This is a genomic window from Carnobacterium sp. (genome assembly GCF_045617425.1).
GTDB lineage: Bacteria > Bacillota > Bacilli > Lactobacillales > Carnobacteriaceae > Carnobacterium_B.
The window spans coordinates 41,541-64,031 of sequence record NZ_JAZLIO010000001.1; the positions used below are offsets into that span (position 1 = coordinate 41,541).

Genomic DNA, 22,491 nt, shown 5'->3' on the forward strand with positions numbered 1-22,491 from the left:
ACAGATGGAAGTAAAAATGACAGGCATTAGAAAAAGTTTTGGCAGCAATTCCGTCCTCAGAGGAGTCGATTTTGATATTCATGCTGGTGAAGTTCATGCCTTGATGGGTGAAAATGGAGCTGGGAAATCGACATTGATGAATATTTTAACGGGACTGCACAAATCAGATGCTGGAGAAATTAGTATCAATAATGAAAAAAAACATTTTGATAATCCAAAAGAAGCAGAAGAACACGGGGTAAGTTTTATTCACCAAGAAATGAATACTTGGCCCGAAATGACGGTACTGGAAAACTTATTTATTGGGAAAGAACTTAAGAACAAAATGGGTTGGATCAAAACAAAAGAGATGCGCAGTCTTGCAGAAGCGACGTTTAATGATCTAGGGGTCCACATTGATTTGGATGCAGATGTCAAACAACTTTCAGTAGGTCAACAACAAATGATTGAAATTGCCAAATCATTGATGACAAATGCTCAAGTCATTATTATGGATGAACCAACAGCAGCGTTAACGGAAAGAGAAATCGATGTACTGTTCAAAATTATTGCAACGTTGAAACGAAAAAAAGTAGCCATTATCTATATCTCACATCGGATGGAAGAAATTTTTAAAATCAGTGATCGCATTACCGTTATGCGAGATGGCGTATCAATTGATACAACATTGACAAAAAAGACCACAAATGATGAAGTTGTACGCAAAATGGTTGGACGTGACCTAGAAGACTACTATCCAAAGAAACAGTCTAAAATTGGAAATACTGTATTTGAAACAAAAGGATTAACACAAGAAAATCGATTTGAAAACATTTCATTTACTGTGAAATCTGGCGAAATCGTTGGATTCTCAGGTTTGATGGGAGCTGGAAGAACCGAAATCATGCGTAGCTTGTTTGGAATCGATGAATTGGATCAAGGAGAAATTTACCTTGAAGGGGAAAAAATTACGATTAAAAATCCAAGTATGGCAATTGAAAAAGGGATTGGTTTCTTAACAGAAAATCGAAAAGAAGAGGGATTGATCTTAGACTATTCAATTCGAGACAATATCAGCTTGCCATCGATTGATGGATTTAGTAAAAAAGGGCTGATTGATACACATGCAGAAACCGATTTTGCCAAACTATTGATGGAACGTTTGCATGTTAAAGCAGAAGATCAATTTGATAGCGTTTCCAGCTTATCTGGTGGAAATCAACAAAAAGTTGTCTTAGCCAAATGGATCGGCATTGGCTCAAAAGTATTGATTTTAGATGAACCGACTCGTGGTGTAGACGTTGGAGCAAAACGAGAAATCTATCAACTGATGAATGAATTAGCGGATAGAGGTGTGGCCATCATCATGGTTTCAAGTGACTTACCAGAAATTTTAGGAGTTAGTGACCGAGTGATCGTAATCCATGAAGGTCATGTCGCTGGGGAATTATCTAAAGCAGAAGCGACAGAAGAAAAAATAATGAAACTCGCAACGGGAGGGTACTAAAATGATAGAAGCGAATGTAGAAAAAAAAGAAAAGAAAACGGGAACGCCAAAAAATTATATTGGAAAAATTGGGCCATTCCTTGCATTAATCGTATTAGTGGTATTAGTAACGATTGTAAATCCAAGTTTTATTGCACCAACGAATCTATTGAACTTATTGAGACAAGTTTCAACGAATGCTTTGATTGCTTTTGGGATGACCTTTGTCATTATTACAGGTGGAATCGATTTATCTGTTGGATCAACCCTAGCCTTAAGTAGTGCTTTAATGGCAGGCTCGATTGCAGCCGGCATGGATCCAATACTGGCAATGATTTTAAGTTTAGTAGTAGGAACGGTATTCGGAGCTGTTAACGGCTTATTGATTACTAAAGGAAATATGGCTCCATTTATTGCGACACTTGCAACAATGACGATTTATCGTGGATTGACACTGGTTTATACAGATGGAAATCCAATCACGGGTATTGGCGACAGCTTTATTTTCAAATTTGTTGGCCGCGGGTATTTATTTGGTATCCCATTCCCAGTCGTATTGATGATCATTAGTTTTGTCTTATTGTTTATCCTGTTACACAAAATGACTTTTGGTAGAAAAACATTTGCGATAGGGGGGAATGAGAAAGCTTCATTTATTGCAGGTATCAAAAACGATCGTATCAAAACAGGCATCTACGCTTTATCTGGTTTGATGGCTTCTCTAGCTGGGATCATCATCACATCTAGATTAGATTCTGCACAACCGACTGCTGGTACGTCTTATGAAATGGACGCCATTGCCTCTGTTGTCTTAGGCGGAACAAGTTTATCTGGTGGACGTGGAAGACTAGTTGGGACCTTAATTGGGGCTTTGATTATCGGAACATTGAATAATGGAATGAATTTATTAGGGATATCAAGTTTCTACCAACAAGTCGTTAAGGGTATTGTTATCATTATCGCAGTATTATTAGACAGAAAAAACAAAAAATAGGAGGAATAACAAAGATGAAAAAAATAATCGGTTTAGCAACAGCAGCAGCTTTATTTATGGCAGGATGTGGGGCAGCAACTTTGGAAGGTGAAAACAATACTGAAAGCGGTCCTGTGGAAGAAAAAGAAACCTCAGAATTAGTTGTTGGTGTATCTATTTCTACATTGAACAATCCGTTTTTTGTTTCTCTAGAACAAGGAATTACAGATTTGGCAGATGAGCAAGACACAACTGTAAAAAGTGTAGATGCTCAAGATGACACAGCGAAACAAACCAACGATATCGATGACTTGATCCAACAAGGAGTAGACATCTTATTGATCAATCCAGTCGATTCAGCTGCAATCACACCAGCTGTTGAATCCGCAAACGCTGCTGGAATTCCAGTCATCACGATTGATCGTTCAAGTGATGGCGGAGAAATAGTGACATTAGTCGCTTCTGACAACGTAGAAGGTGGCGAAATGGCGGCGAAATACATTGAAGAAATTTCAGGAACAGACGCAAATACGGTTCAATTAGAAGGCGTTCCAGGAGCTTCTGCTACTAGAGAGCGTGGAGAAGGGTTTACAAATATCGCTGAAGAATCATTAAATGTAATAGATAGTCAAACGGCAAATTTTGACCGCGCAGAAGGATTAACAGTTATGGAAAACATGTTGCAAGCTAATCCAGACATCCAAGCTGTCTTTGCACAAAATGATGAAATGGCATTAGGTGCTATCGAAGCCATTCAATCTGCAGGAAAAACTGGAGAGATCCAAGTAGTTGGTTTTGATGGAACAGAAGATGGAATCAAAGCAGTAGAAGCAGGTACCTTAAGTGCAACTGTTGCTCAACAACCTAATGAAATGGGTAAATTAGCGATGCAAGCAGCTTTTGATTACTTTGCTGGCGAAACAATTGAAGAATACATTGCTTCACCATTAGAATTAGTAACAAGTGAAGAATAGACAGTATACAAAAAAAGGGTTTGAGACATTTTATATGTCTCAAACCCTTTTAGTATTCAATTTATTCTTATTTTTGGAACTTGATTTAGAATTGAATATACTTTTGCAATATCCTTTTCATGGGGTATTTTTTTAGTTTATAGTGGTATTCAATTGCTTGAGCAATAGCTGTTATATTATCTTTAGTTGGAACATTTCGGATGCAAATACAACTTTTCTCAATTGTATCTACATCAAAAGGAAGTGTAAAAGTAGTAATTAAAATATCATACGTATTATTATTAAGATGTTTTAATGAAAAAATTGGATTGGTATAAAGAATAGTAATAATTTCATGTTTTAAATACCGGTGTAATAAATCTTGAATCATTTTAGCATGTTCAATATCGAAATCACTTACAATCAATAATCGAACTTTATCTTTTTTGTTATAAAGTTCAGGTATTAAGTGATCCCACTGTACGAGTAAAGTATAGATAATCTCATATCTAGCAGTTTCACTGTAATTTTCATTTGTTTTTTTTTCATATTTTTTTAAATTTGAAAAAGCTAAAGCTATAAAATCTGGAAACATGTCTTCCATTGATTGAACAAAATATTTTTTTGAATTAAATAAAATATAAGGAGGCGGGTATTGACCTTCTTTTGACTTGAAAACAAAATGTGAAATATTAAATAACTCTTTCAATAAGTGTTGATAATTGGGTATGGGTATTCCAATTTGATTGGATAAATTATGTAGCAAGGTGGCATGATAAGAGACTCGTTCTTTAACAGCAGAATCAGTTTTAGTATCTTCTAGTAAAGATTCATAGCTAAATTTAAAATCATTGTTAATAAAAATTGAAAAAACTTGCTCAATAAAATTTTTATCAAGCGTGATAGCTAATTTTTTCTCAATTTCTCCTGTTAAAGGTTGAAATCTTGAACAATCCGGAATCATATTGGAATAATTAGAGGATTTCATAGACACATAATGTCCTTGCTTAATTCTTAAGTAAGGGATAGCTGTCCAAAGTTTCAAACGCTTAAAATCAGAGAAATTTAATGGAATATTGTTAATTTTTGCAATAAAAACTAAGAATTGTTCGAAAAAATTTTGGTTAATGGTTTTGAACGGCCACTCTAGATTACTGTATCGCTCCGAAAAGTAACTGATATAAAAATAACGGATGCTTTCTTCATTTTCACTAATCAACTTACAAGGATTTGTTTGCACTTGGACGTAATAAGCAGCTAAGGATACATTCAGTTTTTTTATGAGACGTAATAATGTAGACGAACTGACATATAATTCTTCAGCTAATTCAAATACTGTTTTCGTTTCATCATAAATAAGCATTTCTATAAATTTAAATGCTAAGCTGTTTGATAAAAAATACCGATAAAGATCATCGCGATCTCTATGAGGAGGCAGTAACAGACGAATTCCTAGATGAGAAGTTTGCAACACTTCTACAGAGAAGTAGTCACGTAGTTGAAGCATATCCTGCTTTAAAATTCTTTCAGAGCTAACTGTCTTTTGGGCAAGTTCCTTTAAAGTCACCCAGCTTCCAGTAAAATAAAGATATTCAAGGACTTCTAATTTTCTACGCTCACTTGCATCTAGTACTTTACGCATACTGATCCCTCATTTTCTTGAAATTTTTAATGGCTAGGAGTATGAACATATAAATTCGGATGTAAGCCTATTCAAAAAGGGTTGATAATTATATTTTACCTGTAAAGTAAAAAAAAAGATACAGAGGAAAAATAAACCATAAAAATAAGTTGAACATATAAATAAAAACGTTTCGATAAAACGCTTGCATTTTTAATGAAAGAGTTTTATATTATTTATAGAAACGTTTCACCAATAAAAAAGGAGGAATAAAAGAATGAATAAATGGTATAAGAAAACGGCTGTGGGGGTATTAACGTTAGCTTCAGCAGGTTTATTGATGGCTTGTTCAAGTGGTAGTAACGAATCGGGGGACAGTGCATCAAGTGATTCAGTATCTTTTTGGTACATGGGGGATGGAAATGAACAAATTCAACCCATTTTAGATGACTTTACTGAAGAAACGGGTATCACAGTCGATATTCAAAGTATTCCTTGGGCTAGTGCTCATGATAAATTGTTGACGGCAGTTGCTTCAGGTGACGGTCCAGATGTCGTTCAAATGGGAACAACCTGGATGGCTGAATTTGTTGACGCAGGTGCTTTGCAAGATATATCTTCTTATATTGAAACAGAAGATACATTGAATTCGGAAAACTTTTTTGAAGGTTCAGTTGCGACAACTAAATTTGATGACACTTACTATGCAGTACCTTGGTATACAGAAACAAGAGCCCTATATTATCGAACTGATTTATTAGAAGAAGTCGGCTATTCTCAAGCTCCAAAGGATTGGGAAGAATTAACAGATGCGGCTATGAAATTATCTGAACGCGGAGACAATATGTACGGTTTCCAAGTTGATTCTAATGATCAATCAGCTGCATTTATGTTTGCTCGTCAGAACGGATCAGAACTGTTTAACGAAGATAAAAAACCTGTTTTTAATGAAGCACCTTTTGTCGAAACGGTGGATTACTTAAATACTTTTATTCAAAATGGTTCTTCTCCTAAACAAGACTTAGGTCTAGATATTTCTCAAACATTTGGCGGAGAAGGAATCGTACCTATGTTTATCAGTGGACCTTGGATGATCAATTCAATCAACGACAGTACAACCGATATTGAAGGGAAATGGGCAACAGCTGTGTTGCCATCAGGTTCAGAAAATAACTTGTCAAATACTGGTGGAGCTAACTTAGCAGTATTCAATGGAACAGAAAATGAAGAAAATGCGGTTGCCTTAATTGAATTCTTGTCTCGTCCTGAAAATCAATTGGCATTCTTTGAATCATCTAACTCTTTACCGTCTGCAACTATTGCTTGGGAAGATGAAGCATTATCAGATCCAATTATTGCAGTTTTTGGAGAACAGCTTGAAAATTCTGAGTCAATGCCTTTAATTCCAGAATTCGAACGAATTGCTGCAAGTTATTTAGAAGATTGGGAAGAAATTTATTTAGGCGGAGCTGACAGTCAAGAAAAAATGGATGAATTTAATGCTGAAACTGAAAATTTACTTCAATAAAAAGATTAAGTTTCAAATAGTTATTGTTAGTTAGTTGATGTGAAAATTCAGAGGAATAATCAAAACAATTCGCTTCTTGATTTATTCTTCTGAATTTTTATTGATACAAAGTATGAGTAGTGTTGAGTACACTCTAGTCTAAGTCAATTAGTTTAAGAAAGGATGAATAATATTATGAAATCGGCAAACAAAAAAGCTCCTTATTTTTTTATTTCACCAGCTATTATTTTACTTTTGGTCTTTTCTATACTCCCTATATTTATTGCTTTGTTTATTAGTTTTACGGACTTGAGCTTAGCGGGATTAGCAGATTGGTCAAGAATCAATTTTATTGGAATAGACAATTATAAAAATATTTTGGCAGATCCAATTTTTATTAAAGCTGCAGGAAACACTATATATTATGTTTTAATTGGAGTTCCTTTAGTCGTAATGATTTCGCTAGGGCTGGCAATTTTAATAAATGTTGGAGATGGAAGATTTTTCTCTTTCATGAGATTAATTTTTTATTCACCTTCGATAACCAATATTGTTGCTGTTTCTGTTGTATGGACCTTTTTGTACAACCCTAATATTGCAATAGGATTATTTAACCAACTATTAGATTTGGTTGGGATCGCTCCGGTTGCTTGGTTACTAGATCCCGCTGTAGCAAAACTTTCATTGATTATCTTGGCTCTCTGGAGAGGAACAGGTATCAATATGCTGATTTTCTTAGCAGCTTTACAAGGTATTCCATCAGAATACTATGAAGCAGCAGAGTTAGACGGAGCTTCAAAATGGAATCAATTACGCTACATCACTGTACCGATGTTGAAATTCTCTATTTTCTTTGTCAGTGTTACGACTATTATCGGTTGGTTGCAATTCTTCGAAGAACCGTTTGTTATGACGGAAGGGGGGCCATTAAACAGCACCACAAGTATTTCACTCTTCTTGTACCGAAATGGGTTCCAACTGAATGAATTTGGTTATGCAGCAGCAGGATCATTGATTTTGTTTGTTGTGATTATTATTATCACTTTGTTCCAACTTAGAGGGCAATTGAAAAATAATGAAAATGAAATGTAAGAGAAAGGAGCATACAATAAATGAATTCTTATAAGAAATCGCAAAAGAGAAATAAAGTGATCGTAGGCGTTATTTTGGTTATAGGTGGAATTATAGCGGTTATGCCATTTATCTGGATGATGCTTTCTTCATTTAAAACAAATGCTGAAATTGTTTCTATGGAATCTGGTTTAATACCCAAGGAATGGACTTTCCAAAACTTTATTGATTTATTCGAAAAAATGAATTTTGGGGTTTATTTAAAAAATACATTGATTATCACCGCTTTTTCCTTCGGTGGAATGTTTCTCAATGCTATGGCTGGCTATGGATTTGCCAAGTATCGCTTTAAAGGAAGAAATAGTCTCTTTATTATGATACTGGCCACGATGATGATTCCGGGGCAAGTAACTATGATACCTGTATATTTGATTCTAAATAACTTGGGACTGACGAACACTTTAGCTGGAATCGTATTGCCAGGATTAGTAGGAGCATACGGAATTTTTCTATTCCGACAATTTATGTCAACCATTTCTGATGAACTATTAGAAGCTGCTCGATTAGATGGGGCAAGCGAATTTTACATTTTTACTCGAATTATTATTCCGTTATCCAGACCAATTCTAGCGGTACAAGGTATTTTGACCTTTATTGCTGGTTGGAATTCATTTATGTGGCCATTGATTATAGCCAATGATGAAAAATACTACACACTTTCTGTGGGGTTACAACTTTTACAAGGGCAATATGGTAACAATTATGCTTTACAAATGGCTGGTGCAACCTTTATGGTCGTTCCAATCATCATTATTTTCTTGACGTTCCAAAAATACATTTTACAAGGCTTTAATGTATCAGGTTTGAAATAACACCATTCTAAGGAGGATATTATGAAATCAGAAGAATTAAAGAAGCTTATAAATAAAATGACGGTTGAAGAAAAGATTGGTCAAATGATACAATTATCGGCAGATTTTTACAATACAACAGAAAATGAAATTACAGGACCGATGAACGACATGCATTTAACAACCGAAAAAATGACAACAGTTGGCTCAGTTTTAGGCATTTCTGGTGCTGAACAAGTAAAAGTTATTCAACAGTCACATTTAGAATCCAATCGACTAGGGATACCTTTATTATTTATGGCAGATATTGTACATGGCTATCGCACTATTTTTCCTATCCCTTTAGGTTTGGCTAGTTCTTGGGATCCTAAGTTAGTTGAACAAACAGCTTCAATTGCAGCAAGAGAATCAGCTGTTTCAGGATTACATGTAACTTTCTCTCCAATGGTCGATTTAGTGCGGGACGCAAGATGGGGTAGAGTGATGGAGTCAACAGGAGAAGATGCCTATTTAAACCAACAAATGGCACGAGCTTTTGTTCGCGGGTATCAAGGATCAAACCTAAAAGAGGATATGTCTAAGATGGCAGCTTGTGTGAAACATTTTGCAGCTTATGGAGCACCAATTGCTGGAAGAGAATACAACACAGTGAATATGTCAGAAAGACAATTACGTGAAAATTATTTGCCAGCTTATAAAGCGGCCATTGATGAAGGAAGTCGTTTGGTCATGACGGCATTTAACACAGTAGATGGCGTACCTGCAACAGGAAATAATTGGTTAATGAATGAAGTACTGCGTAAAGAAATGGGATTTGATGGTGTACTGATTTCAGATTGGGGTGCGATTGGCGAATTGATTGCACATGGAGTTGCAGAAAATTTAAAAGAAGCAGGGACACTAGCTTTTGAAGCTGGAGTCGATATGGAAATGATGTCAGCTGCTTATTCCAGTGAGCTGCAAGGCTTGATTGAAAGCGGCACAGTAGATGAACAAAAATTAGATGAAGCAGTTTTACGTATTTTAGAGTTGAAGAATGACTTAGGTCTATTTGAAAATCCCTATCGTGGGGCTAATGCTCAAAAAGAAGAACAAGAAGTCTTCAGTCAAGAAAACCGTGAAGCTGCAAGAATGAGTGCAGAGCAATCTATCGTGTTACTAAAAAATGAACAGATTTTACCTTTGAAAAAAGACATGAAAGTTGCCTTGATTGGACCAAACGGTCAAACGAATGATTTGCTAGGTTCATGGTCTTGGAAAGGAGATACTTCAGAAACGCGTTCGCTTTATGAAGGAATGGTGGAGCATATTTCTTCCGAACAGTTAATAGTAATAGAAGAAACGGATATTATAAATCATTCAGCTGATGCAAAATTAACAGATGTGGATGTGATCGTACTTGCGCTTGGCGAAACTTCTGAAATGAGCGGTGAGGCAGCTAGTCGAACATCCATTTCCTTGCCAAATGACCAAATTGAATTAGTGAAGGCCGTTCGCGAAATTTCTAAACCAGTTGTAGCAACTTTATTTAATGGAAGACCATTAGATCTATCCGATATTGTGGACGATGTTGATGGTTTAGTAGAAGCTTGGTTCCCTGGAACAGAAGGCGGAGTAGCTTTAGCAAATGTATTATTTGGAGAAGTGAATCCTTCTGGAAAACTAACCATGTCCTTTCCAAGAAACGTAGGTCAAGTTCCAATTTACTACAATCAAGACAAAACGGGCAGACCAATGAATGAAGAAAATAAAGCAGAAAAGTACTTGTCTAAATATTTAGATGTGGAGAATTCTCCTTTGTTCCCATTCGGCTTTGGATTAAGCTATACGACTTTTTCTTACTCATCCTTTAGCCTTTCCCATGCAACATTTACTAAAGAGGATAGTGTAACGGTGAGTGTTACTGTTAAAAATGAAGGAGCGATTACTGGGTCTGAAATTGTTCAATTGTATATTCAAGATGAAGTAGGAAAAGTTGTCAGACCGGTAAAAGAATTAAAAGGATTTAAAAAAATCACCTTGGAATCTCAAGAAGAAAAAGAAGTTAATTTTACGTTTACAGCTGAAGAATTAGCTTATGTACATCCTGACCTTACGTTTGCTACCGACAGTGGGACATTTATAGTCATGGTGGGTAAAGATAGCGAGAATGTCCAAAGTAAAACTATTAAATTAATGACTAAATAGATAAAGATGAGGGATGAATATGATTAAAAACCAATTAATTAGTATAAATGAAGGTGAACTAACCGCTCAGTTTAAAATGAGCGGTGATTTATTTGAACTAAATGCAAATGGAACCATGTTTAATCAGTTAAATCTTGGAGCTCTTGATGCTTCGATTATGAATGTATATTTGCGTAAATTTGAAGCAGATAAAGTGTCTTATACCCCATTGATTGGATTACAATCTATTAGTCACCTTTCACAATTTAAAAATAAGCTTCGTTGGGCTGGGAACTGGAAAGACATTACGTACAGTGTTACATTCATTTTAATTGAAGAAGCTTGGTTTTGGGAAGTTGAAGTAGAAGGACAAGATGTCACAGTAGACATTGTATATGGTCAAGATGTTGGTTTAGCTGACAAAGGGACTGTTCAATCTAATGAAGCCTATAACTCACAATATCTAGATCATACTGTATTTGAATCAGAAGAAAATGGCTACACGATTTGCAGCCGTCAAAATCAAGCGCAGGGCAAGGGAAATTACCCATACCTGCAACAAGGTGCGTTGAGTAAAACAGTAGGCTATTCAACGGATGGTTTTCAATTTTTTGGAAAAAGCTACAAAACAACAAATGAACCAGCTATATTGAGCCAAAAGCAGTTAGCAAACGAAGTCTATCAATATGAAATGGCATATAGTGCTTTACAATCTGAACAACTTGAACTAAACGGCAAGCAGTCCGTTGTATTTTACGGTTACACTGCTTTAAATCATCTGGAAGCCATTACAAGACCAGTAGCATTAAAAACAATCCAACAACTATGGGAAAAAACTAAACAATCAAAAGAAGTATTTACGGATTTAGAAGTGGTGAAAAAAGCAGCTGTTATCGGTGAACCCTTACAAACGCAATTTTTTTCTAAAACAGAGATTGAAAATTATTTTCCGGAACGAATAGAAGAAGAATATGAAGAAGGAAAGTTGTTATCCTTTTTCACTCAGGAGAAAGCTCATGTTGTGTTAAAAGAAAAAGAAGAAATGATGGAACGGCCTCACGGACATATTTTGTTTAGCGGTGCTCAATTAACGGTTGATGAATCCATCTTGACAACGACTTCTTATATGTATGGTATCTTCAATTCTCAAGTGGTAATGGGAAATACATCGAATAATAAATTTATTAGCAATATGCGGAATGGATTAAATATTGCTAAAACTGCTGGACAAAGATTGTATTTAGAACTGGATGGAGTTTTATCGCTCTTAACTATGCCGAGTGCATTCGAAATGGGATTTAATTATGCCGTATGGTATTACAAAATCCAAGATGATGTGCTGAAGATTAAGAATTATACAACTATTGAAGGACCTGAACTTTTTTTAGAAGTTGAAAGTGAAAAAGGAAAAGCTTATCGGTTTATTTTAACCAATCAAGCAACCATGAATGAAGTTGAAAATACAGTACCTTATTCTCTATCTAAAAAAGGAAATCAACTACAGTTTCGTTCTGATAATCAATCAACTATGTCAGATCTTTATCCGGAATTGAACTACACAATGACAATTGAAGACGTAAATTTCTCTCTTACAGACGAGCGTTTTTTCTTGGAAAATGAACCAGATACTGTGAGTCCATTAGTTGTATTGGAAATGGATAAAACCTCCAAATTTACAGTTGCGATTCAAGGCAGTTTGGAAGATGGAAACAGTGAAATCGTTAGCCGCTCTTTTCAAGATGAAGTCTCAAAATACAACCATTACCTTAAACAAGTGATGAATGGATTTAAATTATCGATTGATACTGAAAATCATTCGTTGGATAGAGTAAATTTACTTGCTTGGTGGTATACGCACAATATGCTGGTTCACTATCTGGTACCTCATGGATTGGAACAGTATGGTGGAGCTGCTTGGGGAACTAGAGATGTTATGCAAGGTCCAACAGAATATTTCATGGCGACTCAGAATTATGCCAGTATTAAAGAAATATTGCGGATATTATTTGCAAATCAATTTGCTGATGATGGAAATTGGCCACAATGGTTTATGTTTGATCGCTACACTCATTTGAAAGCGGAAGAAAGTCATGGAGATATTATTGTCTGGCCCCTTAAAGTAATAGGGGATTATTTAAAAGCTTCAAATGACTACGCTTTTTTAGATGAATCAATCGTTTATACTGACCGCGAGACGTTTGAAAAAACCGAACAGACTGCTACTGTATTTGAACACATTGTTAAGGGAATCGATTATATTCAACAGCATTTATTAGAGGGAACAAATCTTCCGGGCTACGGAGATGGGGATTGGGATGATACACTACAGCCTTTTGACTCTCGTTTGAAGAGCCATATGGCCAGCAGTTGGACGGTTGCATTAATGTATCAATCATTGAAACAGTTAGCTGAAGTTTTAAATGCGTATAATGTAGACTTTTCTAATGAGTTGAAAGAGATGTATCAAGCTCTTACAGCAGACTATAAAAAGTACATGCTTTCAACGGATGTGATTCCTGGTTTCGTCTTTATGGAAAATCCCAATAAAGTTGAATTGATGATCCATCCAACGGACACAAGAACGGGTATTGATTACCGATTATTGCCTATGCAGCAATCTATGATTGCTGAACTGTTCACTCCAGAAGAAGCTGAACGGCATTATCAATTGATTAAGGACGAGTTGAGTTATCCAGACGGTGTACGCCTTATGAGCGAACCTGCACGCTATAAAGGTGGAGTCAGCAGGTATTTCAAACGGGCTGAACAAGCTGCTAATTTTGGACGCGAAGTAGGGCTGCAATATGTTCATGCTCACATCCGCTTTGCTGAAGCTATGTCGACAATTGGAAAACGAAATGATGCTTGGGATGCCTTGTCTATTGTGAACCCCATTAATATTAAAACGGTCGTTCCTAACGCACAATTGCGACAAAGCAATGCTTATTTCAGCAGTTCCGATGGAGACTTTAAGACTCGTTATGAAGCGGCTGAAAATTTTAGCAAGCTAAAAAATGGAAAAGTGGAAGTTAAAGGAGGATGGCGTATTTATTCAAGTGGACCAGGAATTTACATGAACCAATTGATTTCGAATATTCTGGGTATCCGGGCAACTGAAACGAATCTGATAATTGATCCTGTACTGCCGGATTCGTTAAATGGGTTAGTGTTTACTTTTGAACTTTATAACAAGCCTGTAAACTTTTATTATCACTTTAACAGTGAAACATCTTATGTAGAAATCAATCAACTAAAAATTCGTACAACGGATTATTCGAATCGATATCGTTCTGGAGGATTTGTAGTCGCCAAAGAAGAAGTTGAAAAACAATTAAAAGCAGAAAATAATCGTATTGATATTTATCTCTAATGCAAGATAAGACTAGTCTTATTGTTAGATGATTGATATGATTAAAGAATCAAAGGTTGGAGAGTAGGGAAAAGAAATGGTAGGAATAAAAGATATCGCGAAAGCAGCAAATGTCTCCATTTCAACAGTGTCTTATGCTCTAAATGGGAGTTCCAAGGTAACTGAAAAAACACGTGCAAAAATTATTAAAATTGCTGACGAATTGAATTATATCCCAAACAGGGCTGGTCGAAATCTCCGAAAAAAAGAAACTCAAATTATTGGGGTCTATCTTGCAACTTATGGAGGTACTTTTTATGGAGACTTATTAGAAGGAATCATGAGTACAGCAAAAGAAAATAACTATGATATGATTGTTTGCTCAGGAGACCGTTCTCGTTTATTTTTACCAGAACGAATGATTGATGGTGCTATTGTTTTAGATACTGGTTTTCCTGATGATGAATTAATCGATTACGCTAATCGAGGACACAAAATAGTAGTAATGGACCGTAAAATTGATCATGAAAATATTCGCAGAGTATTAGTTGATAATCCTCTTGGGGCTAAAATGGCAATAGAGGCATTATTGGAGAAATCTGTTTCTCTTGTTTATTTGGTTACCGGACCGCCAGATTCATTTGATAATCATGAGCGCTTGGAAGCTGCCACGAAAGTGTTGTCTGAAAAAAAACAACCATATGAAATAATAGAGGGTGACTTTTCAGAAATCTCTGGACAAAGTATTGGAAAAGTCATTCATGAAAAGTGGACTGAAACTGTCTCGGTATTTTCTTTTAATGATGAAATGGCTATTGGAATATACAATTATTTTAAAAAAACCGATTTGGAAATTGGAAAAGATATTCGCATAATTGGATTTGATAACTTATTGGTCAGTAATTATATAACACCAAGATTAGCAAGCATTGCTTATTCTAAACATAGATGGGGTTCGATTGCAGCTCAATCATTAATTAATTTGATTAAAGACGAACCAGTCGAAAACCAAGTTCTTAAAACAAAATTGGTGAAAAGTCAATCTTACTAAATCGCGGGAGGCAGAAAGATGAGTGTTATTTCTGGTCAAATCAATTCTTCAGAATTAGGATTTACGATTTCTTATAAAGCTATTTTGCCAGAGGAACAAACAGGACCGTATCCCATTTTGTACCTCTTGCATGGATTATCAGACGATGATTCCAGCTGGCTGTATAATTCATCAATAGCACGTTACGCATCGAAGTACAACTTGGCTATTTTTATGCCGCAAGTTCATGTGAGCTACTATACTGACATGCATATGGGACCGAATTATTGGAGTTTTTTAACAAAAGAATTTCCTCAGAAAATGAAAAATTCATTTAATATTTCTGGTAAAAGTGAAGACACTTTTATTGCTGGGCTGTCAATGGGTGGATACGGTGCGATGAAATGGGGGCTTACCTATCCAAATGATGTAGCAGGAATCGCTGCTCTATCAGCTGCTGTAGATCCGTATAGAATATGGCAAGATGATCCAGGTAGAGACAAGATTTTCAAACCAGCATTTGGATCAAAAGAGTCGTTTATAGGATCTGAAAATGACTTATATGCCTTGCTGAAACAAGTAAAAAAGGAAAACACTCAACCATCCATTTTACAAATCTGTGGTACAGAAGATTTTCTCTATGCAGATAATCTGAAATTTAAAGAAGCTCTTCAAGAGAAATTTTCCAATTATACATTTATTGAAAAGCCTGGTGATCATGATTGGACATTTTGGGATCAAGAAATACAGGTTATCTTGAAATGGATTCAAGAAGTAACAACAAAAAAAAGAAGTTGAGGATTTCTCAACTTCTTTTTTTTCTGCATATAGAATTTTATTAAGTCGTGTTGTAAAACTAGGTTGCTAAGAGGAAAATAACAGTTAGGTAAATAAAAGCTAAATGAAATTTTTGAGTTAATTTATCCTGTTGCAATAAATTAACTCAAAACCATTTTCCATTTGAGTTAATACAACGAGTTTTAATTCGATTAACTCAAACCCGTTTTCCATTTGAGCTGATGCAACGAGCTTTAATTCGATTAGCTCAAAACCATTTTCCATTTGAGTTGAAGCAACGAGCTTTAATTCGATTAGCTCAAAACCATTTTCCATTTGAGTTGATATAACGAGTCTTAATTCAATTAACTCAAACCCGTTTTCCATTTGAGTTGACGCAACGAGCACTAATTCCTTTACCTCAAAACTAATTTCTATTTGAGTAGACGGAACAAGCCGTAATTCGACTAACTCAGATCCATTTTTCTTTTATTATACTAAAAATTAGAGTAGTCATCCGTTTCCAAAAATAATCTAAGTGAAAGCGACATTTGATTGAATTTAGTAGTGCTTATCTTTATACTTGAAAAATCATATTAGGTGAAAAAAGTATTGAATTCATAGTGGACATAAAGGATGTGTGGAAATGAATCTTGAAAATAAAAAATTAACAAAATTTTTTCTTGGTTGGCAGTGTTGTTATGGATGGGTTTGATTTTTTATTTTTCTCATCAAGTTCAACAACAGTCTTGGGATTTAAGTCACACGGTGTTGGGCATTAGTGTACAAGTTATTAAAATTGCTCAAGTTCTCATAGTGATCGGTTTGGCTGGTTTTGTTCTTATAAAATTAAAAAAACGGGGTATGACAATCGGAATAAAAAATTTATTGCTTATTCTCATCGCAGCTTATTTGTTCTATACATTATCTATTGAATTGCGACATATGCTTGTTCCGCCAGATTTGCATCATTTTATCCGAAAAAATGCTCACTTTTTTATTTATTTGGTATTAGGTGTGTTAGTAAAAGTAGCTTTAATGAACAATGGTATAAGGGGTTTTAAAGCAATCGGAATAGGGTTATTGATTTGTGTCGGTTATGCATTTTCAGACGAGTTCCATCAATCGTTCGTTCCAGGAAGAGGCGCTCAATTGAGTGATGTAGTAATCGATAGTTGCGGTGCAGGGATAGGAATGGCGTTGCAGATTTTATTCTTCAAATTTTTGTCAAAAAGAGAAAAAAACAATATTCCACAAGATAATTAAAGATAGATATAAAAAATAAGCTCGGCGAGATGCCAAGCTTATTTTTTTTTGAGCATTTGTCCAGTTTACAGCAAATGATCTGTTTGGTTCCAAGCATTTAAAGTAAAGTGACCATCAGCGTATCCTAATTCAGTAATACTAGTGTTTGCTAAGGGTTCTTGTGAACGAAGGTCTTTTAACTCTGTTCCGATCAACGATAAAAGGGTTGTTGTCCACGTGATGCTATGTCCAACAAATAAAAGATCAGTATCAGGAAATTGTTCAATTGAACGACGGATCGCTTTGCTACCTCTAGCAATCAATTCAGAATAAGTCTCTCCATTAAATTCACTTGGATCATACAAATCAGGACGATGACGTAAATGGTAAAAGGAGTCAGGTGAAGATTCTTTCCAATGTGGAATAAAAGCACCTTCCCATGATCCATATCCGAATTCTTTTAAGTCATCTGTGTAGTGGATAGTAAAATCTTGTTCGAATTGAGAGGCAATCAAACGAGTTGTTTCGACAACACGTTTTTGAGGACTGGCAATAATGTGTTTAAATCCAATATCTTTCAGACACAGACCTGTCTTTTTAGCATCCTCTAAACTTTGTGGCAATAGAGGAGAATCGATATCTCCACCTTGGACTCGATTAGCCAGATTGTATTCGGTCATTCCGTGACGTACAAAATATAAGCGTTGCATGTAAGCCCTCCTAGTTTTGAAATATAATTTCATTTTAACATAACTGAATCAATAAAAAAGCTTAATTTTCTACTGATATTTGAAGGGTATATTCAAATATAACGTTAGTTTATTGAATGAAATGTAAAGGTATACATTTGAGATGATATGTTACACTAGTGTGTAATGGTTTTTGGAGGATATTGGTCTATTTTTTTATAAAATGAAAAAATCTATTGAAATTATATTTTAACATGTTATCATTAGTCATGTCATTAAAACGATTTCAAAGGAGTGGTGCTATGTTTGGTTTATCTGTCTTTCTTGGAGATGAGTTAACGATTGAAACAAAAAACTATCTACAAAAAATGAAAGACAGCGGTTTTGAAGGGGTGTTTTCTTCGCTGCATATCCCAGAAGAGGATGCGTCTCAATATGTCACACGCTTGAAGATGCTAGGTCAATGGGCAAAAGAGTTGAAAATGCAATTGATGATTGATATTTCAGGAGACGCCTTAAAAAAAATCGGGCTCTCATTTGACCGACCTGAGGAAATGTTGGCAATCGGAATTACAGGCTTGAGAATGGATTATGGTATAACAAACCAAATTAGTGCTCAAGTTAGCCGCTCAATGAAAGTCGCTTTTAATGCCAGCACGATTACGCAAGAAGATGTCGAAGAGCTTAAGGAATGTAATGCAGATTTCAATCAAATGGAAGCGTGGCACAATTATTATCCGCGCCCAGAAACTGGATTAGAAAAAAGTCAGTTCACCCGAAAAAATCAGTGGTTGAAGGCATTAGGATTTAAAGTCATGGCTTTTGTTCCAGGAAACGAAAAATTAAGAGGGCCTTTGTTTTGTCAATTGCCAACATTAGAAAAACAACGAGGAGCGCATCCTTTAGCTAGTACGATTGAGTTGTTAGAAGAATGTGAAGTTGATGATGTTTATATTGGCGATCCAACAATTGATGACAGAACACAATTGCAATTTTTTTATTATATAAAAAAGAAAACGTTATTATTCTCAATTATAGAAGAGCCAGAAACTCAGTTCTTATCCGTCATCGTTGGAAAGCATCAAAATCGTTGGGATCCAGCAAGAGATGTCATTCGAAGCGCGGATGCACGATTTAAAACGATTCCGACTATTGAACCACAGTGTACTAATGATCGAGTAAAAGGAAGCGTTACAGTAGATAATAAGTTATACGGTCGATATATGGGAGAGATTCAAGTAGTCAAGCGACCATTATTTAGGGATGATAAAGTAAATATTGTGGCGCATGTTATTCCAGAAGATATTCCGTTGATAGATTGGTGTAAAGAAGGTCAATTATTTGAACTTCAACCGATACAAGACAATGAAAGAGGTTAAGGAAATGAATTTAGACAAATTAACGACAGAAACAAGAAATACACAAACAATGAACTTAGATGAGCTTTCAACAAGTGAAGTCATGTCTTTAATGAATCAAGAAGATCAAAAAGTGGCTCTAGCAGTTGAAGAAGCGTTACCTACGATCACAAAAGTAGTCGAAGCCATTACTGAATCCTTTAGCAAAGGTGGCCGTTTAATTTATATGGGTGCTGGAACAAGTGGACGTCTGGGTGTTTTAGATGCTGCTGAATGTGTGCCAACCTTTAGTGTGGATCCAAGTATGGTTCAAGGATTGATTGCAGGTGGAATGAAAGCAATGACAGTTGCTGTTGAAGGAGCGGAAGATTCAAAAACGCTCGGTGCAGAAGATTTAAAAGCCATTCAATTGAATGATACAGATGTTGTTGTAGGTATCGCGGCAAGCGGGCGTACACCATATGTTATCGGTGGATTAGAATACGCAACTAGCGTTGGAGCAACAACGGCAACTATTTCGTGTAATAAGAATGCTGAGATCAGTCAATTTGCCCAAATGCCGATTGAAGTAGATGCTGGTCCTGAAATTTTAACAGGTTCTACACGATTAAAAGCTGGTACAGCTCAAAAATTAATTTTAAATATGCTGTCAACTGGAGCAATGATCGGTTCTGGAAAAGTTTATCAAAACCTAATGGTAGACGTAAAACCGTCAAATAAAAAATTAGAAGAACGTTCAAAACGCATCATCATGCAAGCTACAGAATGTACGTATGAAGAAGCAAGTGAAGCGTTTGAAGCAGCTGATCATCAAGTGAAGTTAGCAATCGTGATGATTCTTACACATTCAGACAAAGATGTAGCAGAACAAAAATTAACAGAAGCTAAAGGGTTCATTCGTGAAACCTTATCATAAACCAGGAGGGTAAAAATTATGGCTGAAACAAAAGAGCAACGCATCGCTAGACAGATTTATGAGCAAGTTGGAGGTATGAATAACGTTGATTCTGTTATTCACTGTATGACTCGCGTTCGTATGGACATCAAAGATAACGATAAAGTGAATTTTGAAGGATTGAAAAAAATTGACGGCGTAATGGGTGTTGTTGAAGATGATACATTACAAGTTGTTGTTGGACCTGGTACAGTAAATAAAGTAGCTAATCAAATGGTGAGTATGGCGGGTGTTCGTTTAGGCGAAAAAATTCCTGCTGGAAAATCTACGGTTACAGCATCTTCTGGCCGTTCTGAAGCTGAAAAACAAGCAGCAGCGAAAAAAGCTGAGTTGAAAAAGAAAAATAATACACCGTTCAAACGTGTGTTAAAAGACATTGCAAATATTTTTGTTCCGTTGATTCCAGCATTTGTAGGAGCCGGAATTATCGGTGGTATTGCTTCTATATTTGGGAATATGTTAGTTGCTGGAACCATCAGTGGAGCAAACTGGGAGAATATCGTTGTTGTACTAAATATCATTAAAAACGGATTGTTCCTGTACTTGAATGTGTATGTAGGGATCAATGCTGCAAAAGTTTTTGGTGCTACAGAAGGTTTAGGTGGAGTTATTGCTGGAGTGATTTACCTTCCCGGAATGAACATTGAAGCACCGTTAACGAACATCTTTACTGGTGCCCCTATGGCTGGTGGACAAGGTGGAATTATCGGCGTTATCCTAGCTGTTTACCTATTGTCATTAGTAGAAAAAAGCTTGCACAAAGTTATTCCGGATTCAATTGATATTATTGTAACACCGACGATTTCTTTATTAACTATTGGATTAGTAACGATTTTCTTGATTATGCCAATCGCGGGTGCTGTTTCATCTAGTTTAGTAGGCGCCATTACTTGGGTATTAAATGTTGGTGGAGCATTTGCTGGATTTGTTTTAGGAGCATTGTTCTTACCTATGGTTATGTTTGGTTTACACCAAGTATTAACACCGATCCATATTGAAATGATAGCTTCTCAAGGTATGACTTTATTATTACCAATTTTAGCAATGGCTGGAGCTGGACAAGTGGGAGCTTCAATCGCTTTATGGGTTAAATGTCGTAAAAACAAACAATTAACAAACATGATCAAAGGTTCATTGCCTGTTGGTATTTTAGGAATTGGCGAACCCTTGATCTATGCTGTAACATTGCCTTTAGGTCGCCCTTTTATTACTGCTTGTATTGGTGGCGGAATTGGTGGAGCTGTTATCGGAATGTTTGGTGGAATCGGCGCAACAGCAATTGGACCAAGTGGAGTTGCTTTGATTCCATTAATCGCTAATGGTCAATGGTGGGGTTATGTTGTCGGATTATTAGCAGCTTATGCTGGTGGATTCGCAGCAACTTACTTCTTTGGAGTTCCGAAGTCAGCAATGGAGCCAACTGAATTAGTAGGATATGATTCAGATGAGTTTGAAGCTGAAAGTATTGTTGGTTAATTCTATTCAACTACTGTAAACTAATAATAGCATTTAAAAAGGCATGTAAGTCTAGCGATTTGCATGTCTTTTTCATTACGAAAAATATCTTTCAGTATTTCTTAAAGACTACGGAGGTCGCAAGTTATGCAAAACAATGTTTTACTAAAAATTAGAGAAAAGATCGTTGTTTTACCACAATCTGAAAAAAAAATCGCTGAAACGATCCTTAAAAATCCAATGAAGGTTATTCAAATGAGTGCTATTGACTTGGCAACGGAAGCAGAATCAAGTTCTGCCGCTGTCATTCGGTTTTGTCGATCAATTGGAATAAAAGGTTTTACTGAACTAAAACTACAGTTATCAGCAGATTCTCAAGGAATTAAAGACAATCTATACACGGATATTTTATCCGATGAAAATTTAGAGCAAGTAAAAAAGAAGTTATTGATCAATACCAATCATCTTTTTGAAGAAACCAACCATGTATTGGATACAAAACTAATTGAACAAGTAAATGAGCTGTTGCATAAAAGTTCTGTAGTATACTTATACGGACTAGGTGCTTCCCACATCGTCGCCTCAGATATTCAACAAAAATTTAGTCGGATGGGTAAAATAATGGTTTGTTCACTTGACCAACACTTATTAGTTACTTCAATGGCGGTTTCTGATAAGCCTGCCGTGTTCTTTGGTGTTTCAAATAGCGGAGAAAAGAAGGAAGTATTGGCGTTATTGATGATCGCAAAAGAACTTGGATTAAAAACAGTATCGCTTACAAGCAATACTGAAAATCCTTTAAGTAGTGAAGCAGATATTGCATTAAAAACAGCCTTTGCTCATGAAGCTCCTCTAAGAAGTGGAGCAACAATATCTTTGTTGACTCAAATGTATGCCGTAGATATTTTGTTTTATGATTATGCTTCCAAACACTACGATTTAACGGTAACAAACTTAGAAAAATCAAAGGCTGCTATTCAACGATATAACCAAATGTTCGACTAAATGAATGGGAATAATACTAAA

The 22,491-nt window shown here is 35.8% G+C and carries 18 protein-coding genes; 15 read left to right on the top strand and 3 right to left on the bottom strand.

Going from position 1 to position 22,491, the window contains the following annotated elements:
• The first annotated feature begins 4 nt into the window (after window positions 1-4).
• Genes ACKI3H_RS00215 through ACKI3H_RS00225 form a run of 3 tightly spaced genes read left to right on the top strand, consistent with a single transcriptional unit; the run spans window position 5 to window position 3,412 of the window.
• Window positions 5-1,486 (top strand): sugar ABC transporter ATP-binding protein, encoded by a 1,482-nt coding sequence (locus ACKI3H_RS00215; RefSeq protein ID WP_407370284.1) that lies wholly within the window; start codon window positions 5-7, stop codon window positions 1,484-1,486.
• 1 nt (window position 1,487) lies between these two features.
• On the top strand, window positions 1,488-2,459 hold the full coding sequence (locus ACKI3H_RS00220; protein ID WP_407370286.1) for an ABC transporter permease: 972 nt from the start codon (window positions 1,488-1,490) through the stop codon (window positions 2,457-2,459).
• 14 nt (window positions 2,460-2,473) lie between these two features.
• Window positions 2,474-3,412 carry a D-ribose ABC transporter substrate-binding protein gene (locus ACKI3H_RS00225; protein WP_407370288.1) on the top strand — a complete coding sequence of 313 codons (939 nt, stop codon included), beginning with the start codon at window positions 2,474-2,476 and terminating at the stop codon, window positions 3,410-3,412.
• A gap of 85 nt (window positions 3,413-3,497) precedes the next feature.
• On the opposite strand, the gene ACKI3H_RS00230 is transcribed toward ACKI3H_RS00225, so the two are convergent.
• The gene (locus ACKI3H_RS00230) at window positions 3,498-5,033 is read right to left on the bottom strand and encodes a M protein trans-acting positive regulator PRD domain-containing protein (RefSeq protein ID WP_407370290.1); all 1,536 of its coding nucleotides are present in this window, start codon (window positions 5,031-5,033) and stop codon (window positions 3,498-3,500) included.
• Between the two features lie 256 nt (window positions 5,034-5,289).
• On the opposite strand from ACKI3H_RS00230, the gene ACKI3H_RS00235 reads away from it, so the two are divergent.
• From ACKI3H_RS00235 to ACKI3H_RS00265, 7 genes are all read left to right on the top strand, one after another.
• A complete protein-coding gene (locus ACKI3H_RS00235; protein ID WP_407370291.1) occupies window positions 5,290-6,540 on the top strand; it encodes a sugar ABC transporter substrate-binding protein in 1,251 nt (416 codons plus the stop codon).
• Window positions 6,541-6,714: 174 nt separating this feature from the next.
• Window positions 6,715-7,611 carry a carbohydrate ABC transporter permease gene (locus ACKI3H_RS00240; RefSeq protein ID WP_407370292.1) on the top strand — a complete coding sequence of 299 codons (897 nt, stop codon included), beginning with the start codon at window positions 6,715-6,717 and terminating at the stop codon, window positions 7,609-7,611.
• A gap of 20 nt (window positions 7,612-7,631) precedes the next feature.
• Window positions 7,632-8,462 carry a carbohydrate ABC transporter permease gene (locus ACKI3H_RS00245; RefSeq protein WP_407370294.1) on the top strand — a complete coding sequence of 277 codons (831 nt, stop codon included), beginning with the start codon at window positions 7,632-7,634 and terminating at the stop codon, window positions 8,460-8,462.
• 21 nt (window positions 8,463-8,483) lie between these two features.
• Window positions 8,484-10,628 (top strand): glycoside hydrolase family 3 N-terminal domain-containing protein, encoded by a 2,145-nt coding sequence (locus tag ACKI3H_RS00250; protein ID WP_407370296.1) that lies wholly within the window; start codon window positions 8,484-8,486, stop codon window positions 10,626-10,628.
• A gap of 19 nt (window positions 10,629-10,647) precedes the next feature.
• A complete protein-coding gene (locus tag ACKI3H_RS00255; RefSeq protein WP_407370297.1) occupies window positions 10,648-13,977 on the top strand; it encodes a GH36-type glycosyl hydrolase domain-containing protein in 3,330 nt (1,109 codons plus the stop codon).
• 76 nt (window positions 13,978-14,053) lie between these two features.
• Window positions 14,054-15,007 (top strand): LacI family DNA-binding transcriptional regulator, encoded by a 954-nt coding sequence (locus ACKI3H_RS00260; protein ID WP_407370298.1) that lies wholly within the window; start codon window positions 14,054-14,056, stop codon window positions 15,005-15,007.
• A gap of 18 nt (window positions 15,008-15,025) precedes the next feature.
• On the top strand, window positions 15,026-15,784 hold the full coding sequence (locus ACKI3H_RS00265) for an alpha/beta hydrolase (RefSeq protein WP_407370299.1): 759 nt from the start codon (window positions 15,026-15,028) through the stop codon (window positions 15,782-15,784).
• Window positions 15,785-15,901: 117 nt separating this feature from the next.
• On the opposite strand, the gene ACKI3H_RS00270 is transcribed toward ACKI3H_RS00265, so the two are convergent.
• The gene (locus ACKI3H_RS00270; protein WP_407370301.1) at window positions 15,902-16,171 is read right to left on the bottom strand and encodes a hypothetical protein; all 270 of its coding nucleotides are present in this window, start codon (window positions 16,169-16,171) and stop codon (window positions 15,902-15,904) included.
• Between the two features lie 288 nt (window positions 16,172-16,459).
• On the opposite strand from ACKI3H_RS00270, the gene ACKI3H_RS00275 reads away from it, so the two are divergent.
• Complete coding sequence (locus tag ACKI3H_RS00275) at window positions 16,460-17,029, top strand: VanZ family protein (RefSeq protein WP_407370302.1); 570 nt, start codon at window positions 16,460-16,462, stop codon at window positions 17,027-17,029.
• Window positions 17,030-17,094: 65 nt separating this feature from the next.
• Here ACKI3H_RS00275 and ACKI3H_RS00280 read toward each other — a convergent pair whose 3' ends face one another.
• The gene (locus ACKI3H_RS00280) at window positions 17,095-17,718 is read right to left on the bottom strand and encodes a histidine phosphatase family protein (protein WP_407370303.1); all 624 of its coding nucleotides are present in this window, start codon (window positions 17,716-17,718) and stop codon (window positions 17,095-17,097) included.
• Window positions 17,719-17,999: 281 nt separating this feature from the next.
• On the opposite strand from ACKI3H_RS00280, the gene ACKI3H_RS00285 reads away from it, so the two are divergent.
• From ACKI3H_RS00285 to ACKI3H_RS00300, 4 genes are all read left to right on the top strand, one after another.
• Window positions 18,000-19,076 (top strand): DUF871 domain-containing protein, encoded by a 1,077-nt coding sequence (locus tag ACKI3H_RS00285; RefSeq protein WP_407370304.1) that lies wholly within the window; start codon window positions 18,000-18,002, stop codon window positions 19,074-19,076.
• Between the two features lie 4 nt (window positions 19,077-19,080).
• Window positions 19,081-19,971, top strand: a complete 891-nt coding sequence (gene murQ, locus ACKI3H_RS00290; protein ID WP_407370305.1) for an N-acetylmuramic acid 6-phosphate etherase — start codon at window positions 19,081-19,083, stop codon at window positions 19,969-19,971.
• An 18-nt stretch (window positions 19,972-19,989) separates the two neighbouring features.
• Window positions 19,990-21,486 (top strand): PTS transporter subunit EIIC, encoded by a 1,497-nt coding sequence (locus ACKI3H_RS00295; RefSeq protein WP_350451816.1) that lies wholly within the window; start codon window positions 19,990-19,992, stop codon window positions 21,484-21,486.
• Between the two features lie 126 nt (window positions 21,487-21,612).
• Window positions 21,613-22,470, top strand: coding sequence for a MurR/RpiR family transcriptional regulator (locus ACKI3H_RS00300; RefSeq protein ID WP_350451815.1), 858 nt, complete (start codon window positions 21,613-21,615; stop codon window positions 22,468-22,470).
• Window positions 22,471-22,491 lie beyond the last annotated feature (21 nt).

Coding starts and splice junctions, on each gene's coding strand:
- ACKI3H_RS00215 (WP_407370284.1), top strand. CDS start 5: ATGGAAGTAAAAATGACAGGCATTAGAAAAAGTTTTGGCAGCAATTCC.
- ACKI3H_RS00220 (WP_407370286.1), top strand. CDS start 1,488: ATGATAGAAGCGAATGTAGAAAAAAAAGAAAAGAAAACGGGAACGCCA.
- ACKI3H_RS00225 (WP_407370288.1), top strand. CDS start 2,474: ATGAAAAAAATAATCGGTTTAGCAACAGCAGCAGCTTTATTTATGGCA.
- ACKI3H_RS00230 (WP_407370290.1), bottom strand. CDS start 5,033: ATGCGTAAAGTACTAGATGCAAGTGAGCGTAGAAAATTAGAAGTCCTT.
- ACKI3H_RS00235 (WP_407370291.1), top strand. CDS start 5,290: ATGAATAAATGGTATAAGAAAACGGCTGTGGGGGTATTAACGTTAGCT.
- ACKI3H_RS00240 (WP_407370292.1), top strand. CDS start 6,715: ATGAAATCGGCAAACAAAAAAGCTCCTTATTTTTTTATTTCACCAGCT.
- ACKI3H_RS00245 (WP_407370294.1), top strand. CDS start 7,632: ATGAATTCTTATAAGAAATCGCAAAAGAGAAATAAAGTGATCGTAGGC.
- ACKI3H_RS00250 (WP_407370296.1), top strand. CDS start 8,484: ATGAAATCAGAAGAATTAAAGAAGCTTATAAATAAAATGACGGTTGAA.
- ACKI3H_RS00255 (WP_407370297.1), top strand. CDS start 10,648: ATGATTAAAAACCAATTAATTAGTATAAATGAAGGTGAACTAACCGCT.
- ACKI3H_RS00260 (WP_407370298.1), top strand. CDS start 14,054: ATGGTAGGAATAAAAGATATCGCGAAAGCAGCAAATGTCTCCATTTCA.
- ACKI3H_RS00265 (WP_407370299.1), top strand. CDS start 15,026: ATGAGTGTTATTTCTGGTCAAATCAATTCTTCAGAATTAGGATTTACG.
- ACKI3H_RS00280 (WP_407370303.1), bottom strand. CDS start 17,718: ATGCAACGCTTATATTTTGTACGTCACGGAATGACCGAATACAATCTG.
- ACKI3H_RS00285 (WP_407370304.1), top strand. CDS start 18,000: ATGTTTGGTTTATCTGTCTTTCTTGGAGATGAGTTAACGATTGAAACA.
- murQ (WP_407370305.1), top strand. CDS start 19,081: ATGAATTTAGACAAATTAACGACAGAAACAAGAAATACACAAACAATG.
- ACKI3H_RS00295 (WP_350451816.1), top strand. CDS start 19,990: ATGGCTGAAACAAAAGAGCAACGCATCGCTAGACAGATTTATGAGCAA.
- ACKI3H_RS00300 (WP_350451815.1), top strand. CDS start 21,613: ATGCAAAACAATGTTTTACTAAAAATTAGAGAAAAGATCGTTGTTTTA.